The organism is Vagococcus sp. QWL-13, from assembly GCF_058683555.1.
In genome coordinates this window covers 2,235,398-2,253,050 of record NZ_CM178746.1, presented here as the reverse complement: position 1 = coordinate 2,253,050, position 17,653 = coordinate 2,235,398, and the positions used below count along the sequence as shown (strand labels likewise).

The following is a 17,653-nucleotide window of genomic DNA, read 5'->3' as shown; positions in this document are numbered from 1 at the left end:
AAATGTTTTTAAATAGTTGAAAGGATGGATAAGGATGTACAAAGTGATCAAAAGAGACGGTTCAAAAGTTGCTTTTGATGCGTCTAAAATTAACAATGCCATGAAAAAAGCCTTTGAAGGAACTGGAAAAGTATCAGACCCCAGCGTTTTGAAACTTCTGACACTGCGAGTCTGCAGTGATTTTTGTGATAAGATTCAAGAAGATACCATCACAGTGGAAGAAATCCAAGACAGTGTGGAAAAAGTTCTCAGCGAGTCGGGATTTTTTGACGTTTCTAAAGCCTATATTTTATACCGTAAGCAACGGGAAAAGGTTCGTAATGTCAATGCGACCATGTTGGATTATAAAAAACTGGTGGACAGTTATGTTAATGCATCAGATTGGCGGGTAAAGGAAAATTCTACGGTCACTTATTCAGTGGGCGGGTTGATTTTAAGCAACAGCGGAGCTATTACTGCAAATTATTGGCTTAGTGAAATCTACGATGAAGAAATCGGAAATGCCCACCGTGATGGAGACATCCATATCCATGACTTATCCATGCTGACAGGGTATTGTGCCGGCTGGTCTTTGAAACAATTGATTCAAGAAGGACTTGGCGGAGTAACGGGGAAAATTACGTCAAAACCTCCGAAACATTTAGCATCATTGTGTAATCAAATGGTCAACTTTCTAGGTATTATGCAGAATGAATGGGCGGGAGCGCAAGCTTTTTCTTCCTTTGATACGTATTTGGCTCCTTTTGTCAAAGCAGATAATCTCAGCTATGAACAAGTGAAAAAAAGTACCGAATCTTTTATTTATGGAGTCAATATTCCTAGCCGTTGGGGCAGTCAGTCGCCTTTCACCAACATTACTCTGGATTGGACCGTTCCGGCTGATTTAAAAGATGAGCAAGCCATCGTCGGTGGAAAAGAGATGGAGTTCACTTATGGAGATTGCAAACCTGAAATGGACATGGTCAATAAAGCTTTTCTGGAAATAATGATCGAAGGAGATGCAGACGGACGAGGGTTCCAATATCCCATTCCAACTTACTCTATCACGAAGGAGTTTGATTGGTCAGAGACTGAAAATAACCGATTATTATTTGAGATGACCGCAAAATACGGCACACCCTATTTTTCAAATTATATCAACAGCGATATGGAGCCGAGCGATGTGCGCAGCATGTGCTGTCGTTTGCGTTTGGACTTGCGTGAACTCCGCAGAAAGTCGGGGGGCTTTTTCGGCAGCGGAGAGAGTACCGGCTCCATTGGTGTGGTTACGATCAATTTGCCGCGGATTGCTTATCTTTCTCAAACTGAAGAAGAATTTTACCGCCATTTGGACCGCATGATGGATATTTCAGCCAGATCTTTAAAAATCAAACGGGATGTGGTCAGCAAACTTCTTGATGAAGGTTTGTATCCTTATACAAAACACTATTTGGGAACCTTTGAGAATCATTTTTCAACAATCGGTTTAGTGGGGATGAATGAAGTGGGATTGAATGCGTCATGGTTGAGTGGAGATTTGACCCATGAAAGCACTCAAAAATTTGCGAAAAAAGTTTTGAACCATATGAGAGAACGTTTGGTAACTTACCAGGAAACTTATGGGGATTTGTATAATTTAGAAGCCACTCCAGCCGAATCCACTTCCTATCGTTTGGCGAAACATGATAAAAAGCACTATCCAGAAATCATCACGGCAACGGAAAATGGCAATACGCCTTATTACACGAACAGTTCTCATCTCCCGGTTGGTTATACCGAAGATCTGTTTGAGGCACTTGACGTCCAAGATGATTTGCAGACACTTTATACTTCCGGCACTGTTTTCCATGCCTTCTTGGGTGAAAAATTGCCTAATTGGAAAGCTGCCGAAGTTTTAGTGAAAAAAATTGCTGAAAATTATAAACTGCCCTATTATACGATGTCGCCTACTTATTCTGTCTGTAAAGAGCATGGCTATCTTTCTGGAGAAATTTATTCTTGTCCTGTTTGCGGGGAAGCGACAGAAGTTTACAGCCGAATCACCGGCTACTATCGACCGGTAAAAAATTGGAATGCGGGGAAGTCTCAAGAATTCAAGGAAAGAAAAGAATATTTGTTAGACAGCTCCAATAAGCATAAATTTTCAAGCAATATATTAGTAAAAGAAAAAACAAAAAACAAAGAAAGTGAAAAATCTGGTGAAGATTTACAGGAACAGATATATTCGACAGAGACAGTTTTAACTGCTGCTGACGCAATGTTATTGTTCACCACTAAAGTTTGTCCCAACTGCGTTCAGGCAAAAAATATATTAGCAAAAGAAGGTCTGGATTATAAAGTCGTCGATGCCCATGAGCAGGCGGATTTAGTGGCAGAGTATGACATCATGCAGGCACCCACACTTGTCGTAAAAAATAATGATGGCGTAAGTATCTATGCTGGGGTTCAAAGTATACAGGAATTTATCCGGAATCAGTGACACGGGGAAGCAGACTTTTAAATGATTAAGAGCACCGATATGAGAGAAAACCTCTTGTACCGGTGCTTCTTTTTTAAAATTATTTTCATCAGTCTTTTTTCTCGTAATAGTCTGACTCTATTTCGTTTACTGTCAGTGTTTGTTGTTCTCTTAGAGAGGAAGAATAGAGCGTGTGGCTTTTCTTGGCAAACTTTGTAGCAAGATTCAACTTCTCTGTCGTATAAATCATCGCTGCTGCTAGAAGAACTAAATAGATTGGGAACAGATTGATAGAGATCTGTGTGGCAATCAGTCCGAAAAGCGGTGGCATAAAGGTGGTCCCTACATAGGCGCTTGCCATTTGAATGCCGATGGCTGCTTGCGAATTTTCTACACCGAAGTTGTCAGGAGAAGCATGCATAAGGGCAGGGTAAATTGGAGCGCTGCCTAGCCCAACGATGACCAGCCCGACTAAAGGAAACAATGTGTATGATGTGGGAAAAATAATCATGGATACTCCTAAAAAGATGGTCAGAATACCTATGCGGATGAGTTTCCTGTCACCTAAGCGGTCGGAAATAAAACCTGAAAAAAATCTGCCCGCGGTGATACCTAAAAAGAATAAAGAAGCAAATTTAGCCGCTGTTGTCGACTCAATGTGACGAGTTTGTACAAGATAACTGGTTGCCCATAAACCGGTCGTTTGTTCTAATGCACAGTAGGCAAACAAAGCAATCAAAGCATAAGGCAGTCCCTTTAGTCTCAATGTTTGAGAAAATTTTTGCGGCTTGGGTTGTTTCTTTTTAGTTGTGCCTGTTTGAGATGTCTCCTTGGGCTTCCACAGCGGCAGGCTGATAAACAAGACAGCTGTCAGCATAAATTGAACAATGGCAATAGCTTGATAGCCTTGGTGCCAGTTATTGTTTCGAACCAAAAAATAACTCATGACATAAGGACTGATGGAAGCACCGACGCCCCAAAAGCAGTGGAGCCAGTTCATATGGCGGGACGCATAATTTAACGCGATATAGTTGTTGAGACCGGCGTCGACAGCACCGGCTCCTAAACCGTAAGGAACCGCCCAAAGGCAGATAGCAAGAAAAGAGCGGGAAATTGAAAAGCCCCAAAGTGCCACGGCAGTTGTCAGCACGCTGAGACAGGTGAGCCATCCTGTCCCCATTTTACTTGTTAACCTGTCGGAAAACAGACTGGAGATGATTGTGCTTCCGGCGATAGTCATAGTCACAATGCCAGCGTAAGACATGGGCACATCTAGTTCAACGTTCATAATCGGCCAGGCAGCCCCCAGAAGGGAATCAGGCAGCCCCAGACTGATAAAAGCAAGATAGATAACACCGAGTAATAGAGAAAACATGAAAACCTCCAGAGAAATGATAAACATTATCTTTATATTTTGTGTTATTTCTGAAAAAATGTTATTTTTTTACAAACTAACTTTGATTATAGACATCCTATTCATGTTTGTAAACATGTCTTAGTAAAAGTCCCAAAGTGTCTCCATAATTGCTGTAGTAAAACTTTTTTGAGGGAATCTTTCTATAAATTTTTGATGTAGCAACTTTATTCTAACCGAAAGGACTTTTTTATTCGCCTGAATTTTTACCTACACAAAAATTTTACGCTGCCAAGGGTCAGTGTATGATAAGATGAAAATAAAAGTTAACTAAAGGGTGTTAGAATATGACGATATTTGCAAAACTTTTGGCGCTTGAAAATTTAACGGGCAATGAGAAACACTTGGCAGACTATATTTTATCTGAGCCTGAAAAAATAGTTCGCAGCCGCCCCAAAGATATAGCCGAGGCAGCATTTGTTTCACTAGCAACACTGTATCGTTTGATTAATAAGTTAGGTTTGAGCGGTGTGGCGGAGTTGAAAATCGAACTGTTATCAGGCCTTAAAGTCCAAAATGGAAGTGAAGCCATTGATTATGATTATCCCATCATAGAATCGGACAACTCGTTTCAAATCATGGGAAATTTAAGTCAAATATACGGCAACACAGTGGACGAAACGATGAATGTTGCCGATCCGGAAGAACTGGTGATTATTGGGAAAAAAATGTTGAAAGCTGAGACCATTGACATTTATGCTTCATCAGCGAATTTATTTTTTGCTGAGAATTTCAAGTTTCAGATGCAAGAAATCGGTGTTCTGGTCAATGTCCCTGAAGAAGCGTATATACAGGAGCTGTCGGCTGCCAACAGTGATGAAAATCATTTGGCAATCGTTGTTTCTTATGGGGGCAGGGGAAAGAACACTGGGGAAGTTGTAAGGATTTTGCAGGACAACAAGACCGAAATCGTTTTGATTACCTCCACCCAATCCAATCCGTTGAGCAGCTATGCGAATCATAAATTGTATTTGGCTTCTGAAGAAAACCATTATGATAAAATGTCGTCATTTTCCACAAGACTCTCTCTTTTGTATGTTTTTGACACCTTGTACGCTGTCTATTTTAATCAACATTATAAAGAAAATCTTGCCTTCAAATTGAAGAATTATCAGAAAATAAATCGGGAGTTGAAATAAACTGAGACGAAAGTTTCAATTCTTGACTGTTTGTCCCGTCTTATTGAGTAAAACTTTTCAAAATCTGTCCTTTGACACTTTACGCCAAAATTAAATGCTATAATCATTTCAGAAAGGGCGGATGTCTGTATGAATATAGAAACTATTGCTTTAGATTTGGACGGAACGTTATTGAATGACGCGAAAGAGATTTCCCAAAAAACAAAAGATATTTTGATTGCTTCGCAGAAAAACGGGATCAGGGTGATTCTTGCTTCGGGCAGACCGGTCACGGGCATGCTCAAATATGCAAAACAGCTGGAGATGGAAAAGTATCATGGTTTGCTGGTATCTTACAACGGTGCTAGGGTAGTGGATTGTCAAACGAATGAAGTGCTGTTTAACCAAACAATGACAGTTGAAGAAGGAAAAGCAGTTTTGCATCACATGAAAGAATTTGATGTAAAAGTGATGATCGATAAAGATGATTATATGTATGTCAATGATGTTTACGATTGCCACATTAATTATAAAGGTGAAAAATTCAATATCATCCAATACGAATCCCGTGGCGGGAACTTCAAGTTGTGTGAGAAAGCAGATCTGGAAGATTTTTTAGACTTTCCGCTCAATAAAATATTGACTGCCGGAGATCCCGAGTATTTGCAAAAAAATTACCAGCAGATGATGGCGCCATTTAAAGATTCCCTGAACTGTATGTTTACAGCGGATTTTTATTTCGAATTTACTGCTAAGGGCATCGACAAAGCTAGATCGCTGGACAAGGTATTCCAGTTGCTGGGAATCGGAGACCATAAAATCATTGCATTTGGAGATGCGCAAAATGATATGTCACTGCTGCAATATGCGGACGTGGGGGTTGCAATGGAAAATGCTACGTCAGAATTAAAAGAAATCGCCGATGAGATCACATTGTCCAATAATGGTGACGGGATTGCCCACGTGCTTGAAAAATTCATTTAAAAAGTAGTAGTATAAGGGTAGTGACATTCAGTTGGCTAAACCTTGTTTTCAGCCTATAGAACTGGCATTGTTTTGCCAAGTCATAGGCTGTTTTTAATTGGGATCAGCCATTCATCTATTAAAAGGTCAGAATTAGTACTGGAAAGAATCAAAATGCTTGACATAAAAGTTGAAAGGAGAGTTTTTAGATGATTATTGAACATATCGGTCTCTGGGTGAGAGACTTGGAGGCAATGAAAAAGTTTTATGAAACATATTTTGGAGCAAGAGCGGGGGAAAAATACCATAATCCAAAAACCAGCTTTACTTCTTATTTTTTATCTTTTGAGACAGGCTGCCGGCTTGAGCTGATGAACAAACCGGGATTGCAAGATTTGCAGCCTGATAGTTTTGGTTTTGCCCATCTTGCCATTAAATTGAAAGATGAAAAAGCCGTTGACGTCCTTGTTCAGACTCTTGTTGCAGATCAATTTGAGTTGCTCAACGGTCCCAGAACCACAGGCGACGGCTACTATGAAGCAGTGATCAAAGACCCGGAAGAAAATTTAATAGAAATAACCTGTTAAGTGGCACTTAAGCTTAAAAATGACAGAGATAAAAATATTTATTATTTACTGCCTGCGGATTTTTTCAGACAGGATTTTTCAGTATAAAAATAGGTTGTCATCATAAGAAAACCAGCATTGACACTAAGGAATTTGCTAGTGAACATCATCCAAACATCTTGCATTTTCGGTGATAGTTTGATAACATTTATAGAGTAATAATTAAATAAAATACTAGGTTGGGCATTTGCTTCAAGGAATCAGTTCTTCAAGGGCGTGGAGAACAATTGGTTTGGGGCAGGTGTCCTTTTTTGTCGAAAAGTGAGGGAAAAACATGGAGTTAACAGCTATTGAAAGGGTTAAAAGAGCCGAAGAGGAAGCCCGGTTATACGAAGAATCTGTTAAAAAAGAAATACAAGACCAGTTTCAGTCAATGCAACAAGAGCTGGAGCAGTTAAAGTCGGAAAATTTACAGCAAATTCGGACAACGACAGAAGAACGACAAAAAGAAGCAGATCAAGACATAACCGATAACAGTCAAAGGCTTCATCAGGAAGAAGAGGCACAGTTTCACATGTTTGAAAAATTATTTGAGACCAACAAAGAAACCGTTCTTTCCTACTTGATTGAAAGGGTGAAACAAGATTATGGCAGTTGATAAGATGAAAAAATTGACCATCGTGGCCGATAATGAAAAAGAAGAAGCGATATTTCAAATACTTCAAGGCCTTCAAGCTGTCGAGATTCAAAAAGTCTCTGAAGAGGTGTTGACCAAGCTTGGAGGAGAAGAAACTTTTCAACCAGAAACACTGTCGAAATTGAATGTAAAAAATTATGAAAATATTTTAGGGAAAATTCAGGAATCTTTATTGATTATTGAAAGATATGCTGCTTCCAGCAATCAGAAAAATCATGTCAGACGTTCTGTTTATACTTTGGCAGATTTGGAAAAGCAGTATGATCCGTCAAAAATCGAAGATTATGTGGAAACGATTCTGTCATTAAAAGAAAAATTAGACATGATTGCTGATGAGAGGGAGCGTTTGTCAGCAGAAGAAAATTTGCTGGCACGCTGGAAAAACCTGACTGTCTTGCCCAAAGATTACGAGGACATGGCATATACGGAATTAATCCTAGGTTCGTTGAATCTGACGAATCAGGCTGATTTTTTAAGTGAAATTAGAAAATTAGAAAAAGTTTATTGTGAAGAAATATATATCAGTCCCCATCATGGGTATTATGCACTATTGGTGCTGAAAAATGAAAAAAATCTAGTTCAGCAGATTATTTCCAAATCAGGCTTTCAGCGCTACTTCTATCCCTATGACGTACTGCCGGAACAAGCCTATCAGCAAACGAAGGAAAAGGTCAAGCAGCTGATTGCCGAAGAAAAAACGGTCAAAAAAGATATCGGTGCGTGCTATGAATGGAAGAAGTCCCTTTATTTGGCTGAAGAGGTTGTCAGAGCGAAGATTCAGCGGGAAGTGACTAAAACAGGATTGGCCCGTTCCCAAGACTTTTTTGTCCTGCAAGGGTGGATACCTGAAAGCGAAGAAGAAGATTTGTCAGAAGAATTGAACCGTAGATTTGCAGATCAAGACGTTTATCTCTTGTTTGAAGAACCGACGGCACAAGAAATAAAGAAGGTCGTACCCACAAAATTAAAAAACCATCCTGTCATCGAACCGTTTGAGATGCTGACGGAAATGTACAGTTTGCCAAGATATGATGAAATTGATCCCACACCAATCATGATGCCCTTCTATCTGACATTTTTCGGGATGATGGCGGCAGATATCGGATACGGATTACTGATGTTTTTAGCAACGTTCCTTGTCAGAAAGTTTGTAGTATTGCCAAAGGAAAGAGACCGGTTCGTGAAATTATTCCAGATTCTATCCCTTCCGATTATGGCGTGGGGATTTATCTACGGCTCATTTTTTGGTGTTGAAATTTTCCAGTACATCAATGTAGGCAACTTGCCTTTACCGCTGCTGTCCACAACCACAGATGTGAACCAAATTTTGATTTTATCAGTGGTGTTTGGTTTTATCCAAATCATGACGGGATTGCTGGTCAACGGCATCCAGCTGATCAAACGTAAACAATATTTGTCCAGCGTCAGCGAAAGTTTTGCCTGGCAAGGGTTGCTGGTGGGAATCATCGTGCTGGTCTCAGGGATGCTTTTCTTGGACAATCAGGCTTTCGTGATTATCGGGTCAGTTGTTGCGATTTTGTCGGCAGTTTCCATCATTGTGGTCCCTGTCATTCAATCCAAATCGAAGTTGAAAGGTTTGGCAAAGGGGATGTACGGGCTATATGGCATCACCGGTTATATCGGAGATTTAGTCAGTTACACCCGGTTGATGGCCTTGGGAATTTCCGGCGGCAGTATCGCTGCAGCCTTTAACATGATTGTCGGGTTTATGCCTCCTGCAGCAAAATTTTCCATCGGGATTGTTTTGCTGGTCGTCTTACACGGGCTGAATATTTTCCTGTCCTTGTTAAGTGCCTATGTTCATGGAGCGAGACTACAATATGTGGAGTTTTTCGGCAAGTTTTATACTGGCGGAGGACGGGCGTTCAACCCATTGAAAACAGAAGAAAAATATATCAATATTGAAAAGAAAAAATAATTTGATTAAGACAATTTGTAAAACGGAGAGGAATTATTAAAATGATGAATTTTTTAACAAATGAGAACGGCGGTTATTTATTTGCCATCTTAGGTATGGCGATAGCAACAATTTTTTCAGGAATCGGATCAGCCAAAGGAGTGGGCTACGCAGGGGAATCTGCTGCGGCATTGACAACGGAACAGCCTGAAAAATTCGGACAAGCATTGATTTTGCAGCTGCTTCCGGGGACTCAGGGATTGTACGGTTTCGTAATCGCTTTTGTCATCATGACAAACCTAGGCAGCGGAACAATGACTGTGGTGCAAGGGTTGGGTTATCTTGTTGCTTCTTTACCGATTGCTTTTACCGGTTTGTTTTCCGGGATTTTCCAAGGCCGGGTATCGGCTGCCGGTATTCAAATTTTGGCCAAAAAGCCTGAACATGCAACGAAAGGTGTTATCTTTTCAGCCATGGTCGAAACTTATGCGATTTTAGGACTGGTTATCTCCTTTTTCCTTGTCTCTAATGTGAAATAGAGGTTATGTCAGTAAAAACCGAAAACCATTGGAGGGATGAAAATGGAAGCAATAGAACGGATGATTCAACAAATCGAAAAAGAAAGCCGTTCGAAGATGGAGGCGTACCGGCAGGAACGTCTGTCAGAGATGAAAAATGACATCGAACGGGAAAAGAAAAAAGAGGAAAAAAACAAAGCCGAACAAATTCAAAAAAACTTAAATAAAATCAATCGTGACACAAAGCTGATGCTGGAACGTCAGCGTATTCAGATGCGTCAAAGAGTATTGACAAAAAAACAGGATTTGCTGGATGAATTGTTTGAGGCTCTGACTGACCGGATGAATCAGTGGAAGCACGCAGAATTTCAGGAATTCATGGAGGGAATTCTACCTAAAGTACCTGTCTCTGGCGAGGCGGAGATTATTTTAGGAGAGTATTCAAAAGGATTGATTACTTCAGAGTGGCTGGAACAGTTCCGCTCTCTTGAGCGAGTCTACCATTTGTCTGAAGAGCAGGTGAGTGAACAAGGGGGCTTCGTCGTCAGACAGGGAAAGATCGAATACAATTTCTTGTTCTCTTCTCTAGTCGAAGAATTAAAGGAAAAAGAAGGATTTTATGTGTCGCAGCAATTATTTCAGCAAGGAGATTAGGCGATGAAAGAGACAGCTTATAACCAGATCAATCCGCTAATCCGCTTGAAAGAAACGGAATTGTTGACGACTGATCAATTTGAACAGATGATTCAGGCGGACAGTTTGGAAGAAGTGATAGACCTGTTGAAAAATTCTGCCTACGAGCCCTATGCCACCATAGACTTGCTGAAAAATTTTGATAAAGTCTACGCGAAAGAACAACGGAAACTGTTTAGTTGGCTGTATCAAATTGTGCCGGAAGTCAAAATCGTCCATGTATATTCCTCCCGCTTTACTTTTCATAATTTAAAAATTTTGACAAAAGCTGAAGTGGCGGGAAGTAATTTGGATCATTTGTTATTGCCTGATGGTTTGTATGATGCTTCCAGTCTAAAAAGTGCGATTCGCACGAAAAAGTCCAACGAACTGCCGCCGACGATTTTGAAGGCGGTGCAGGAAGTGGCGGAGTACCTTCAGGAGTCGAAGATTTTACAAGGAATCGATATTATCTATGATCGACTTTATCTGACCTATCAACGGGAGTTGGCTAACGATATCGGTGATCAAAATTTGCTGGAAGAAGTCATTTCTTTTATCGACTTTAACAATTTTGACACTCTGGCAAGGGGCATCATGCGTAAAAATACACCGACATTTTTATCGACAGTTCTTTCTAGTTCGGGGAGCATTCCCAAAGAAGAGTTGCTGGCTTATGCCGATGGCTCATTGAGAGAATTTACCGCGTACTTGTTGGGGACGAAATATGGCGAGGTCCTTTCTGCTTTAGTGTCACCGGAGCAAAAAGTCATTGACGTAGCTGGAATGGACCGTTTGAAAGATGATTATCTGACTGGTTTTTATTCCAAATCGGATACCACTGCTTTTGGCCCACTGCCCTTATTGGCTTATATGAATGACAAACAGATTGAATGGAAAAATTTGCGTTTGATTTTAGTTGGAAAGCACAATAAGTTTTCCGAAAATCAAATCCGTGAGAGGATGAGGATTGTATGAGTCGAAAAGTTGGTGTCATTGGCGATAAATATTCTGTGATGATATTCAAACTGTTTGATTTTCAAGTCTATTATGCAGAGTCAGCCAGTCAAATCAGACAAACACTCAAAAAAATGGCAGAGAAAGATTACGGTGTTATATTCATCACTGAGGAAGCAGCAGCTTCTGTAAGGGAGACAATCGAACAGTATAAGAGCCAGCTGACACCAGCCATTATTTTGATTCCCAGTCAGCACGGCAGTCAAGGGATAGGCGTGGAAGAGATAAAAGAAAATGTTGAGCGGGCCATCGGTCAAAATATTTTATAATAATGTCAAAATGATAAAGACAGCAAGTCCCAGAGGCAAGGAGGAAAATTTGTGCAGCAAGGAACAATTACAAAAGTATCAGGTCCGCTTGTAATGGCAAAAAATATGTCAGATGCAAGTATTCAAAATATGTGTTACGTGGGTGATGCGGGAATCATCGGGGAAATTATCGAGATGCGGGGAGACGTTGCATCTATCCAAGTATATGAGGAATCCACCGGAATCGGACCAGGCGAACCGGTCGTTACGACTGGACTGCCTTTGTCGGTAGATTTAGCTCCGGGATTGGTGGAGCAAATGTTTGACGGCATACAGCGGCCTTTAGATACTTTTGCTATCCAAAGCAATAGTAATTTTCTGACTCGGGGAGTTAACATTCCCGCGTTAGATGAAGATAAAAAATGGTTATTTGTCCCTGAAGCTAGTGTCGGCGACCAAGTCGAAGCAGGGGACGTCATCGGCTCTGTTCAGGAAACTAAAAGTATCATTCACCGTATCATGGTGCCCGTGGGGGTATCTGGTAAAGTCAAAAGGGTTGAATCAGGAGAATTTACGATCGAAGAAGTCGTCTATGTTTTAGAAACAGCGACAGGAGACCGGGAATTTACCATGAAACAAAAATGGCCGGTGCGTAAACGACGACCGGTCGCCCAAAAACTTAATCCCAAAGTGCCGATGATTACTGGTCAACGGGTAATCGATACATTTTTCCCGATCGTAAAAGGGGGGGCTGCAGCAGTTCCCGGACCTTTCGGCGCTGGCAAAACAGTGGTGCAGCATCAAATCGCCAAATGGTCGGATGTCGATTTAGTCGTGTATGTAGGATGCGGCGAACGGGGCAATGAGATGACCGATGTACTAAATGAGTTTCCGCAACTGATTGATCCCCAAACAGGGGAGTCGTTGATGGAACGTACCGTTTTGATTGCCAACACATCAAATATGCCGGTGGCGGCACGAGAAGCTTCGATTTATACAGGCATCACTATCGCCGAATATTTTCGTGATATGGGTTATTCTGTGGCTATCATGGCAGACTCTACCTCGCGCTGGGCAGAAGCTCTGCGTGAAATGAGCGGTCGTTTGGAAGAAATGCCGGGAGACGAAGGCTATCCTGCCTATTTGGGCAGTCGGCTGGCTGAATATTACGAACGTGCCGGTCAAGTGATTACGTTAGGACAGGAAGAACGCCAAGGCAGCATCACTGCAATCAGTGCGGTGTCTCCGTCTGGTGGAGATGTTTCGGAGCCAGTGACTCAGAACACACTGCGAGTCGTCAATGTATTTTGGGGATTGGATGCCCCACTTGCCCAGCAACGGCATTTTCCTTCGATTAACTGGTTAAACAGTTATTCGTTGTATGCCACTCAAACTGGGGAATATTTAGACAATCTTTTGCAAACTAACTGGTCTGAAATGGTCGTTGAAGGAATGAAACTTTTACAGGAAGAGGCAGAGTTATCGGAAATCGTCAGACTGGTGGGGATTGACTCCTTGTCAGATGAAGACCGTTTAGTATTAGAAGTGGCTAAATCGATTCGGGAAGATTATTTGCAGCAAAATGCTTTTGATGAAGTGGATACTTTTACTTCTATTGAGAAGCAGTATAAGATGCTGAATCTTATTTTGACGTTCTATCGTGAAGCCCGCTATGCCCTTTCTTTAAATGCCTATTTGAGCGAAATTATGGAAGGAACAGTTGCCATCCGTGATCAAATCGCCCGCAGCAAATATTTGCCGGAAGAAGAAATCAGTAAAATAGACGAAGTGACTAACAGTGTGAAGAACAGGATGAAAGAGATCGTTGCTGAAGGAGGGATGAGCCACGATGATTAAAGAATATCGGACAATCAGTGAAGTGGTCGGCCCGCTGATGATTGTGGACCAAGTAACAGGAGTTAAATATGAGGAACTAATCGAGGTGCGCTTGCAAAATGGAGAAACCAGACGAGGGCAAGTACTGGAAATCGATGGCGATCGCGCCATGGTACAAGTTTTTGAGGGTACCAGCGATATCAATCTGCGAGACTCTCAGGTGAGATTTTTAGGGAGGCCTTTGGAGCTTGGTGTTTCAGAAGATATGCTTGGGCGTGTCTTTGATGGTATGGGTCGTATTATCGATAAAGGAGCCCAGCTTTTGCCGGAGAAAAAAGTGAACATCAATGGGGAAGTTATCAATCCTGCCGTTAGAGACTATCCTGATGAGTTTATCCAGACAGGAATTTCTACTATTGATCATTTGAACACTCTCGTACGAGGTCAAAAGCTGCCCGTTTTTTCCGGTTCAGGCTTGCCCCACAAAGAATTTGCTGCTCAAATTGCCAGACAGGCGGCTGTTTTGAATTCAGATGATGAATTTGCTGTCGTCTTCGCGGCTATTGGTATCACTTTTGAAGAAGCGGATTTCTTTGTAGAGAATTTTAGAGAAACAGGTGCTTTGGACCGCTCAGTTGTGTTTATGAATTTAGCGGATGACCCTGCTATCGAAAGAATCGCCACGCCGAGAATGGCTTTGACTGCCGCAGAATATTTGGCTTATGAAAAAGGCATGCACGTATTGGTGATTATGACAGACATGACTAATTATTGTGAAGCTTTGCGTGAAATTTCCGCTGCCAGAAGGGAAGTACCGGGCCGCCGGGGGTATCCCGGTTATCTCTACACAGATTTGGCTAACTTATATGAACGTGCAGGAAGAATTCGCGGTTTGCAAGGATCAGTCACACAGATTCCGATATTGACAATGCCTGAAGATGATAAAACTCATCCAATCCCAGACTTGACAGGGTACATCACTGAAGGACAAATTATTTTGTCCCGCGAGCTTTATAAGAGAGGGATTCAACCCCCTGTGGACGTATTGCCTTCTTTATCCCGTTTGAAAGATAAAGGAACAGGCAAAGGGAAAACCCGTGAAGACCATGCGGCAACGATGAATCAGTTGTTTTCTGCTTATGCTCAAGGTAAACAAGCCAAAGAATTGGCAGTGGTACTGGGAGAAGCTGCCTTATCAGAAGTTGATAAAATTTACAGCCGGTTTGCTGAAAGATTTGAACAAGAGTATATCAATCAAGGGTTTCAAATAAATCGTTCGATTGAGGAAACATTGGATTTAGGCTGGGAATTGCTCAGCATGCTGCCTAGGACGGAATTAAAGCGAATCAAAGATGATATGCTGGATGATTATTTAAACAAAAAGGCGTGATGCAAAATGGCGATACATGTTAATCCAACGAGAATGGAGCTCTCCCGTTTAAAAAAACAGCTGGTGACCGCTGTTAGAGGACATAAATTACTAAAAGATAAACAAGATGAGCTGGTGCGTCAATTTATTTTACTGATACGCAAGAATGCCGTATTGCGAGAGGAAATGGAGAAAAAATTGACCGCAGCGTTTTCTTCCTTTGCCCTGGCCAGCGCCACGCTGAATGAATCTTATATCGAAGAGCTGATGGCAATCTCCACTGGAGAAATGTCCGTGGAAGTCATTGAGAAAAATATCATGAGTGTGAAAGTTCCTATCATGAATTTTGATTATGAGGAAGACTTGATTGCTCCGCCGTTCAGGTATGGATACCTGAACTCCAATGTGGAGTTGGATGAGTCTTTTGAAGAATTGACGAAAATCTTGCCCTTGATGCTGGAATTGGCAGAAGTCGAAAAAACTTGTCAGCTGATGGCAACAGAAATCGAAAAAACCAGAAGACGGGTTAATGCTTTGGAGTATATGACCATTCCAGAGCTAGAGGAAACGATTATCACCATCAGAAATAAACTGGAAGAAACAGAACGAAGCAACATTACACGATTAATCAAAGTGAAAAAAATGAAACAATAAGCTATTTATTGATTGAAGCAGTACAAATTAGTGAAAACTAAGACCAACGGAAAAGAGTCCCTGTATTTTTGGGGGAGTCTTCTCCGTAGTTTTTTACCAAAATAATGGGAAAAGCGATTTTAAAAATGAGCAGAAAATATTTAATTGGATTGCGTCCCAGCTAGTTGTTTGTTATAGTGATGTGGTTAATAAAAAATTGAAGTTATTAGATATATTGTGGAGGAATCAATGATTTTACAAAAGAAAAAACACTCGTTTAGATTATCGAGTGCACAATTTATCACAGGAAGTTTTCTGATGATAATTTTGATCGGGGCGTTTTTACTGTCGCTGCCAATCGCTTCCGTGAAAGGTCCAACCAATTTTTTGGATGCTCTTTTTGTAGCCACCTCTGCAACGTGTGTGACAGGACTGACCACAGTTAACACGGCGGCACATTGGACATTATTTGGGCGGACGGTCATCATGATACTGATCGAAATAGGCGGGATGAGCTTTCTGCTGATTTCCCTGATGATTTTGTTTTCCAGTAAGAGAAAAGCAAGTTTTTCAACTAGGATGTTGATAAAAGATTACATGAACTTAGGAGAGTTCAGCGGGGTTTTTAAAATTGCAAAGTATACCATGAAAATCTCACTGTCAATTCAGTTGATAGGAACCGCTCTCTTGTCCTTTTATTTTGTGCCTAAACACGGATTTGTGAAAGGGATTGGGCACAGTGTTTTTCATGCAGTATCAGCTTTTTGTAATGCCGGTTTCGACTTGTTCGGAGACAGTTTGGAAAGTGCCACGAAAGAGCCTTTTTTACTCGTAGTACTGAGCCTATTGATTCTTGCTGGCGGATTGGGTTTTGTCGTGTGGAAAGAGTTGCTGGAGTTTGCCAAACGTAAAAAATTGTCAATGCATTCTTCTTTGACTTTGCGTGCATCCATGATTATTTTAGGTGTCAGTTTTGTTTTGTTCTTTCTTTTTGAGCAAGGCTTCTCCATTCATGAGCAAGGCTTGTCTCTGACAGAAAAAATCAGCAACATCTTGTTTCTGACGGTAACACCGCGGACAGCAGGTTTTAATAATATTTCTTACACCAACGTTTCCACGGCTTCTCTGCTCTTGACTGCTTTTTTGATGTTTATCGGAGGAAATTCCGGCTCTACAGCGGGGGGATTGAAAGTATCCACATTTTCCGTACTGTTTTTGAATATCAGAAATATTCTGCTGGGAAAAGAGCATACTTCATACAGGGAAAGAACGATTAAAAAGAATACGATTTTGTCCAGTTACGCCCTTTTCTTTTTGGCTTTGACTTTGATTGCAGTGTCAACCATCATTCTTGCGGTAACAGAAACGATTCCCGAAAATTTCGGTATTGAGTATATTGTTTTTGAAGTTTTTTCCGCTTTTGGTACAGTAGGAGTGACCATGGGGTTGACCCCTAACTTAACGGTTGCAGGCAAGGTGGTCATCATGCTGTTGATGTTCATCGGTAGAATTGGTATCTACACCTTTATTTTTTCTCTGATTAAAAAACGTCAAAGCACTCATGACTACTTTAAATATCCTGAAGGGTTTTTGATGGTGGGGTAAAATAGTTTTGAACTGTCTAGAAATCAAACAAGCCAGACATCTGAAAGTGGGTGTCTGGCTTTTTGATGGGATGATTTTTATTGAAAGACACATTTAAAAAAGAGACTCTCTATGAGTCTCAAAAAATTAATTGATAGTGAAATCGCTTTGGGCCTTAGCACCAGTGTACCAGTCAAATTCAATTTCAAACGAATGTTTTTCTCCCTTTATTTCATAGGAGTATTCTACTTTCAAGTGATCTGATGGGGAAATAACTGTTTCTTTGCTTCCTTCCGTCATCGTAAAGGAACCATCCTCTTTTAGTTTCTTGGCAATGGTTTCCAGGGTCGTGGCAAATTCAAGTAAACTTTGGCGATCTTCACGATCAATCAAGACTTTTGTTACAGGTTTATTATTCATTGTCATCGCTCCCTTATAGTTGTTACTTAAATTATACCTTATTTTCGACAAATTTTTAAGTTTTATCGTTATAATTAGCTAGCCAAATAAGTATTCCGTATAAGATATAATGGGAGAGTATCGAATTTTCGGTAAGATTTTTATTTTCAGAAAAGAATTGAGTATGATAGTCCTTGATAGAGAAATGGTCATTGATTTTGATACTGGTATTTGTTATACTCAATTGGTGACCGCATCTATTCA

General features: G+C 40.9%; 16 protein-coding genes. 14 read left to right on the top strand and 2 right to left on the bottom strand.

Going from position 1 to position 17,653, the window contains the following annotated elements:
* Positions 1-34 precede the first annotated feature (34 nt).
* A complete protein-coding gene (locus AC4PHI_RS10535) occupies positions 35-2,458 on the top strand; it encodes a ribonucleoside triphosphate reductase (protein WP_492199822.1) in 2,424 nt (807 codons plus the stop codon).
* 88 nt (positions 2,459-2,546) lie between these two features.
* Here AC4PHI_RS10535 and AC4PHI_RS10530 read toward each other — a convergent pair whose 3' ends face one another.
* The gene (locus AC4PHI_RS10530; protein ID WP_492199821.1) at positions 2,547-3,812 is read right to left on the bottom strand and encodes an MFS transporter; all 1,266 of its coding nucleotides are present in this window, start codon (positions 3,810-3,812) and stop codon (positions 2,547-2,549) included.
* Positions 3,813-4,138: 326 nt separating this feature from the next.
* On the opposite strand from AC4PHI_RS10530, the gene AC4PHI_RS10525 reads away from it, so the two are divergent.
* From AC4PHI_RS10525 to AC4PHI_RS10465, 13 genes are all read left to right on the top strand, one after another.
* Positions 4,139-4,990 carry a MurR/RpiR family transcriptional regulator gene (locus AC4PHI_RS10525; protein ID WP_492199820.1) on the top strand — a complete coding sequence of 284 codons (852 nt, stop codon included), beginning with the start codon at positions 4,139-4,141 and terminating at the stop codon, positions 4,988-4,990.
* Positions 4,991-5,119: 129 nt separating this feature from the next.
* A complete protein-coding gene (locus tag AC4PHI_RS10520; RefSeq protein ID WP_492199819.1) occupies positions 5,120-5,953 on the top strand; it encodes a Cof-type HAD-IIB family hydrolase in 834 nt (277 codons plus the stop codon).
* A gap of 188 nt (positions 5,954-6,141) precedes the next feature.
* Positions 6,142-6,519: a VOC family protein gene (locus AC4PHI_RS10515; RefSeq protein ID WP_492199818.1), complete on the top strand. Its 378-nt coding sequence runs from the start codon at positions 6,142-6,144 to the stop codon at positions 6,517-6,519.
* A gap of 313 nt (positions 6,520-6,832) precedes the next feature.
* Positions 6,833-7,156 (top strand): hypothetical protein, encoded by a 324-nt coding sequence (locus AC4PHI_RS10510; protein ID WP_492199817.1) that lies wholly within the window; start codon positions 6,833-6,835, stop codon positions 7,154-7,156.
* Positions 7,146-9,134: a V-type ATP synthase subunit I gene (locus tag AC4PHI_RS10505; protein ID WP_492199816.1), complete on the top strand. Its 1,989-nt coding sequence runs from the start codon at positions 7,146-7,148 to the stop codon at positions 9,132-9,134. Before AC4PHI_RS10510 ends, AC4PHI_RS10505 begins: the two co-directional genes overlap by 11 nt.
* 41 nt (positions 9,135-9,175) lie before the next feature.
* Positions 9,176-9,652, top strand: a complete 477-nt coding sequence (locus tag AC4PHI_RS10500) for a V-type ATP synthase subunit K (protein ID WP_492199815.1) — start codon at positions 9,176-9,178, stop codon at positions 9,650-9,652.
* A 42-nt stretch (positions 9,653-9,694) separates the two neighbouring features.
* Positions 9,695-10,285, top strand: coding sequence for a hypothetical protein (locus AC4PHI_RS10495; RefSeq protein WP_492199814.1), 591 nt, complete (start codon positions 9,695-9,697; stop codon positions 10,283-10,285).
* A 3-nt stretch (positions 10,286-10,288) separates the two neighbouring features.
* Positions 10,289-11,281, top strand: coding sequence for a V-type ATPase subunit (locus AC4PHI_RS10490; protein WP_492199813.1), 993 nt, complete (start codon positions 10,289-10,291; stop codon positions 11,279-11,281).
* Positions 11,278-11,589 carry a V-type ATP synthase subunit F gene (locus AC4PHI_RS10485; RefSeq protein ID WP_492199812.1) on the top strand — a complete coding sequence of 104 codons (312 nt, stop codon included), beginning with the start codon at positions 11,278-11,280 and terminating at the stop codon, positions 11,587-11,589. Before AC4PHI_RS10490 ends, AC4PHI_RS10485 begins: the two co-directional genes overlap by 4 nt.
* Positions 11,590-11,640: 51 nt before the next feature.
* Positions 11,641-13,425 carry a V-type ATP synthase subunit A gene (locus AC4PHI_RS10480; protein WP_492199811.1) on the top strand — a complete coding sequence of 595 codons (1,785 nt, stop codon included), beginning with the start codon at positions 11,641-11,643 and terminating at the stop codon, positions 13,423-13,425.
* Positions 13,418-14,794 carry a V-type ATP synthase subunit B gene (locus tag AC4PHI_RS10475; protein ID WP_492199810.1) on the top strand — a complete coding sequence of 459 codons (1,377 nt, stop codon included), beginning with the start codon at positions 13,418-13,420 and terminating at the stop codon, positions 14,792-14,794. Before AC4PHI_RS10480 ends, AC4PHI_RS10475 begins: the two co-directional genes overlap by 8 nt.
* 6 nt (positions 14,795-14,800) lie before the next feature.
* Positions 14,801-15,427 carry a V-type ATP synthase subunit D gene (locus AC4PHI_RS10470; protein ID WP_492199809.1) on the top strand — a complete coding sequence of 209 codons (627 nt, stop codon included), beginning with the start codon at positions 14,801-14,803 and terminating at the stop codon, positions 15,425-15,427.
* Positions 15,428-15,724: 297 nt separating this feature from the next.
* Positions 15,725-17,011: a TrkH family potassium uptake protein gene (locus tag AC4PHI_RS10465; protein WP_492199808.1), complete on the top strand. Its 1,287-nt coding sequence runs from the start codon at positions 15,725-15,727 to the stop codon at positions 17,009-17,011.
* Between the two features lie 126 nt (positions 17,012-17,137).
* On the opposite strand, the gene AC4PHI_RS10460 is transcribed toward AC4PHI_RS10465, so the two are convergent.
* A complete protein-coding gene (locus AC4PHI_RS10460) occupies positions 17,138-17,410 on the bottom strand; it encodes an amphi-Trp domain-containing protein (RefSeq protein ID WP_492199807.1) in 273 nt (90 codons plus the stop codon).
* Positions 17,411-17,653 lie beyond the last annotated feature (243 nt).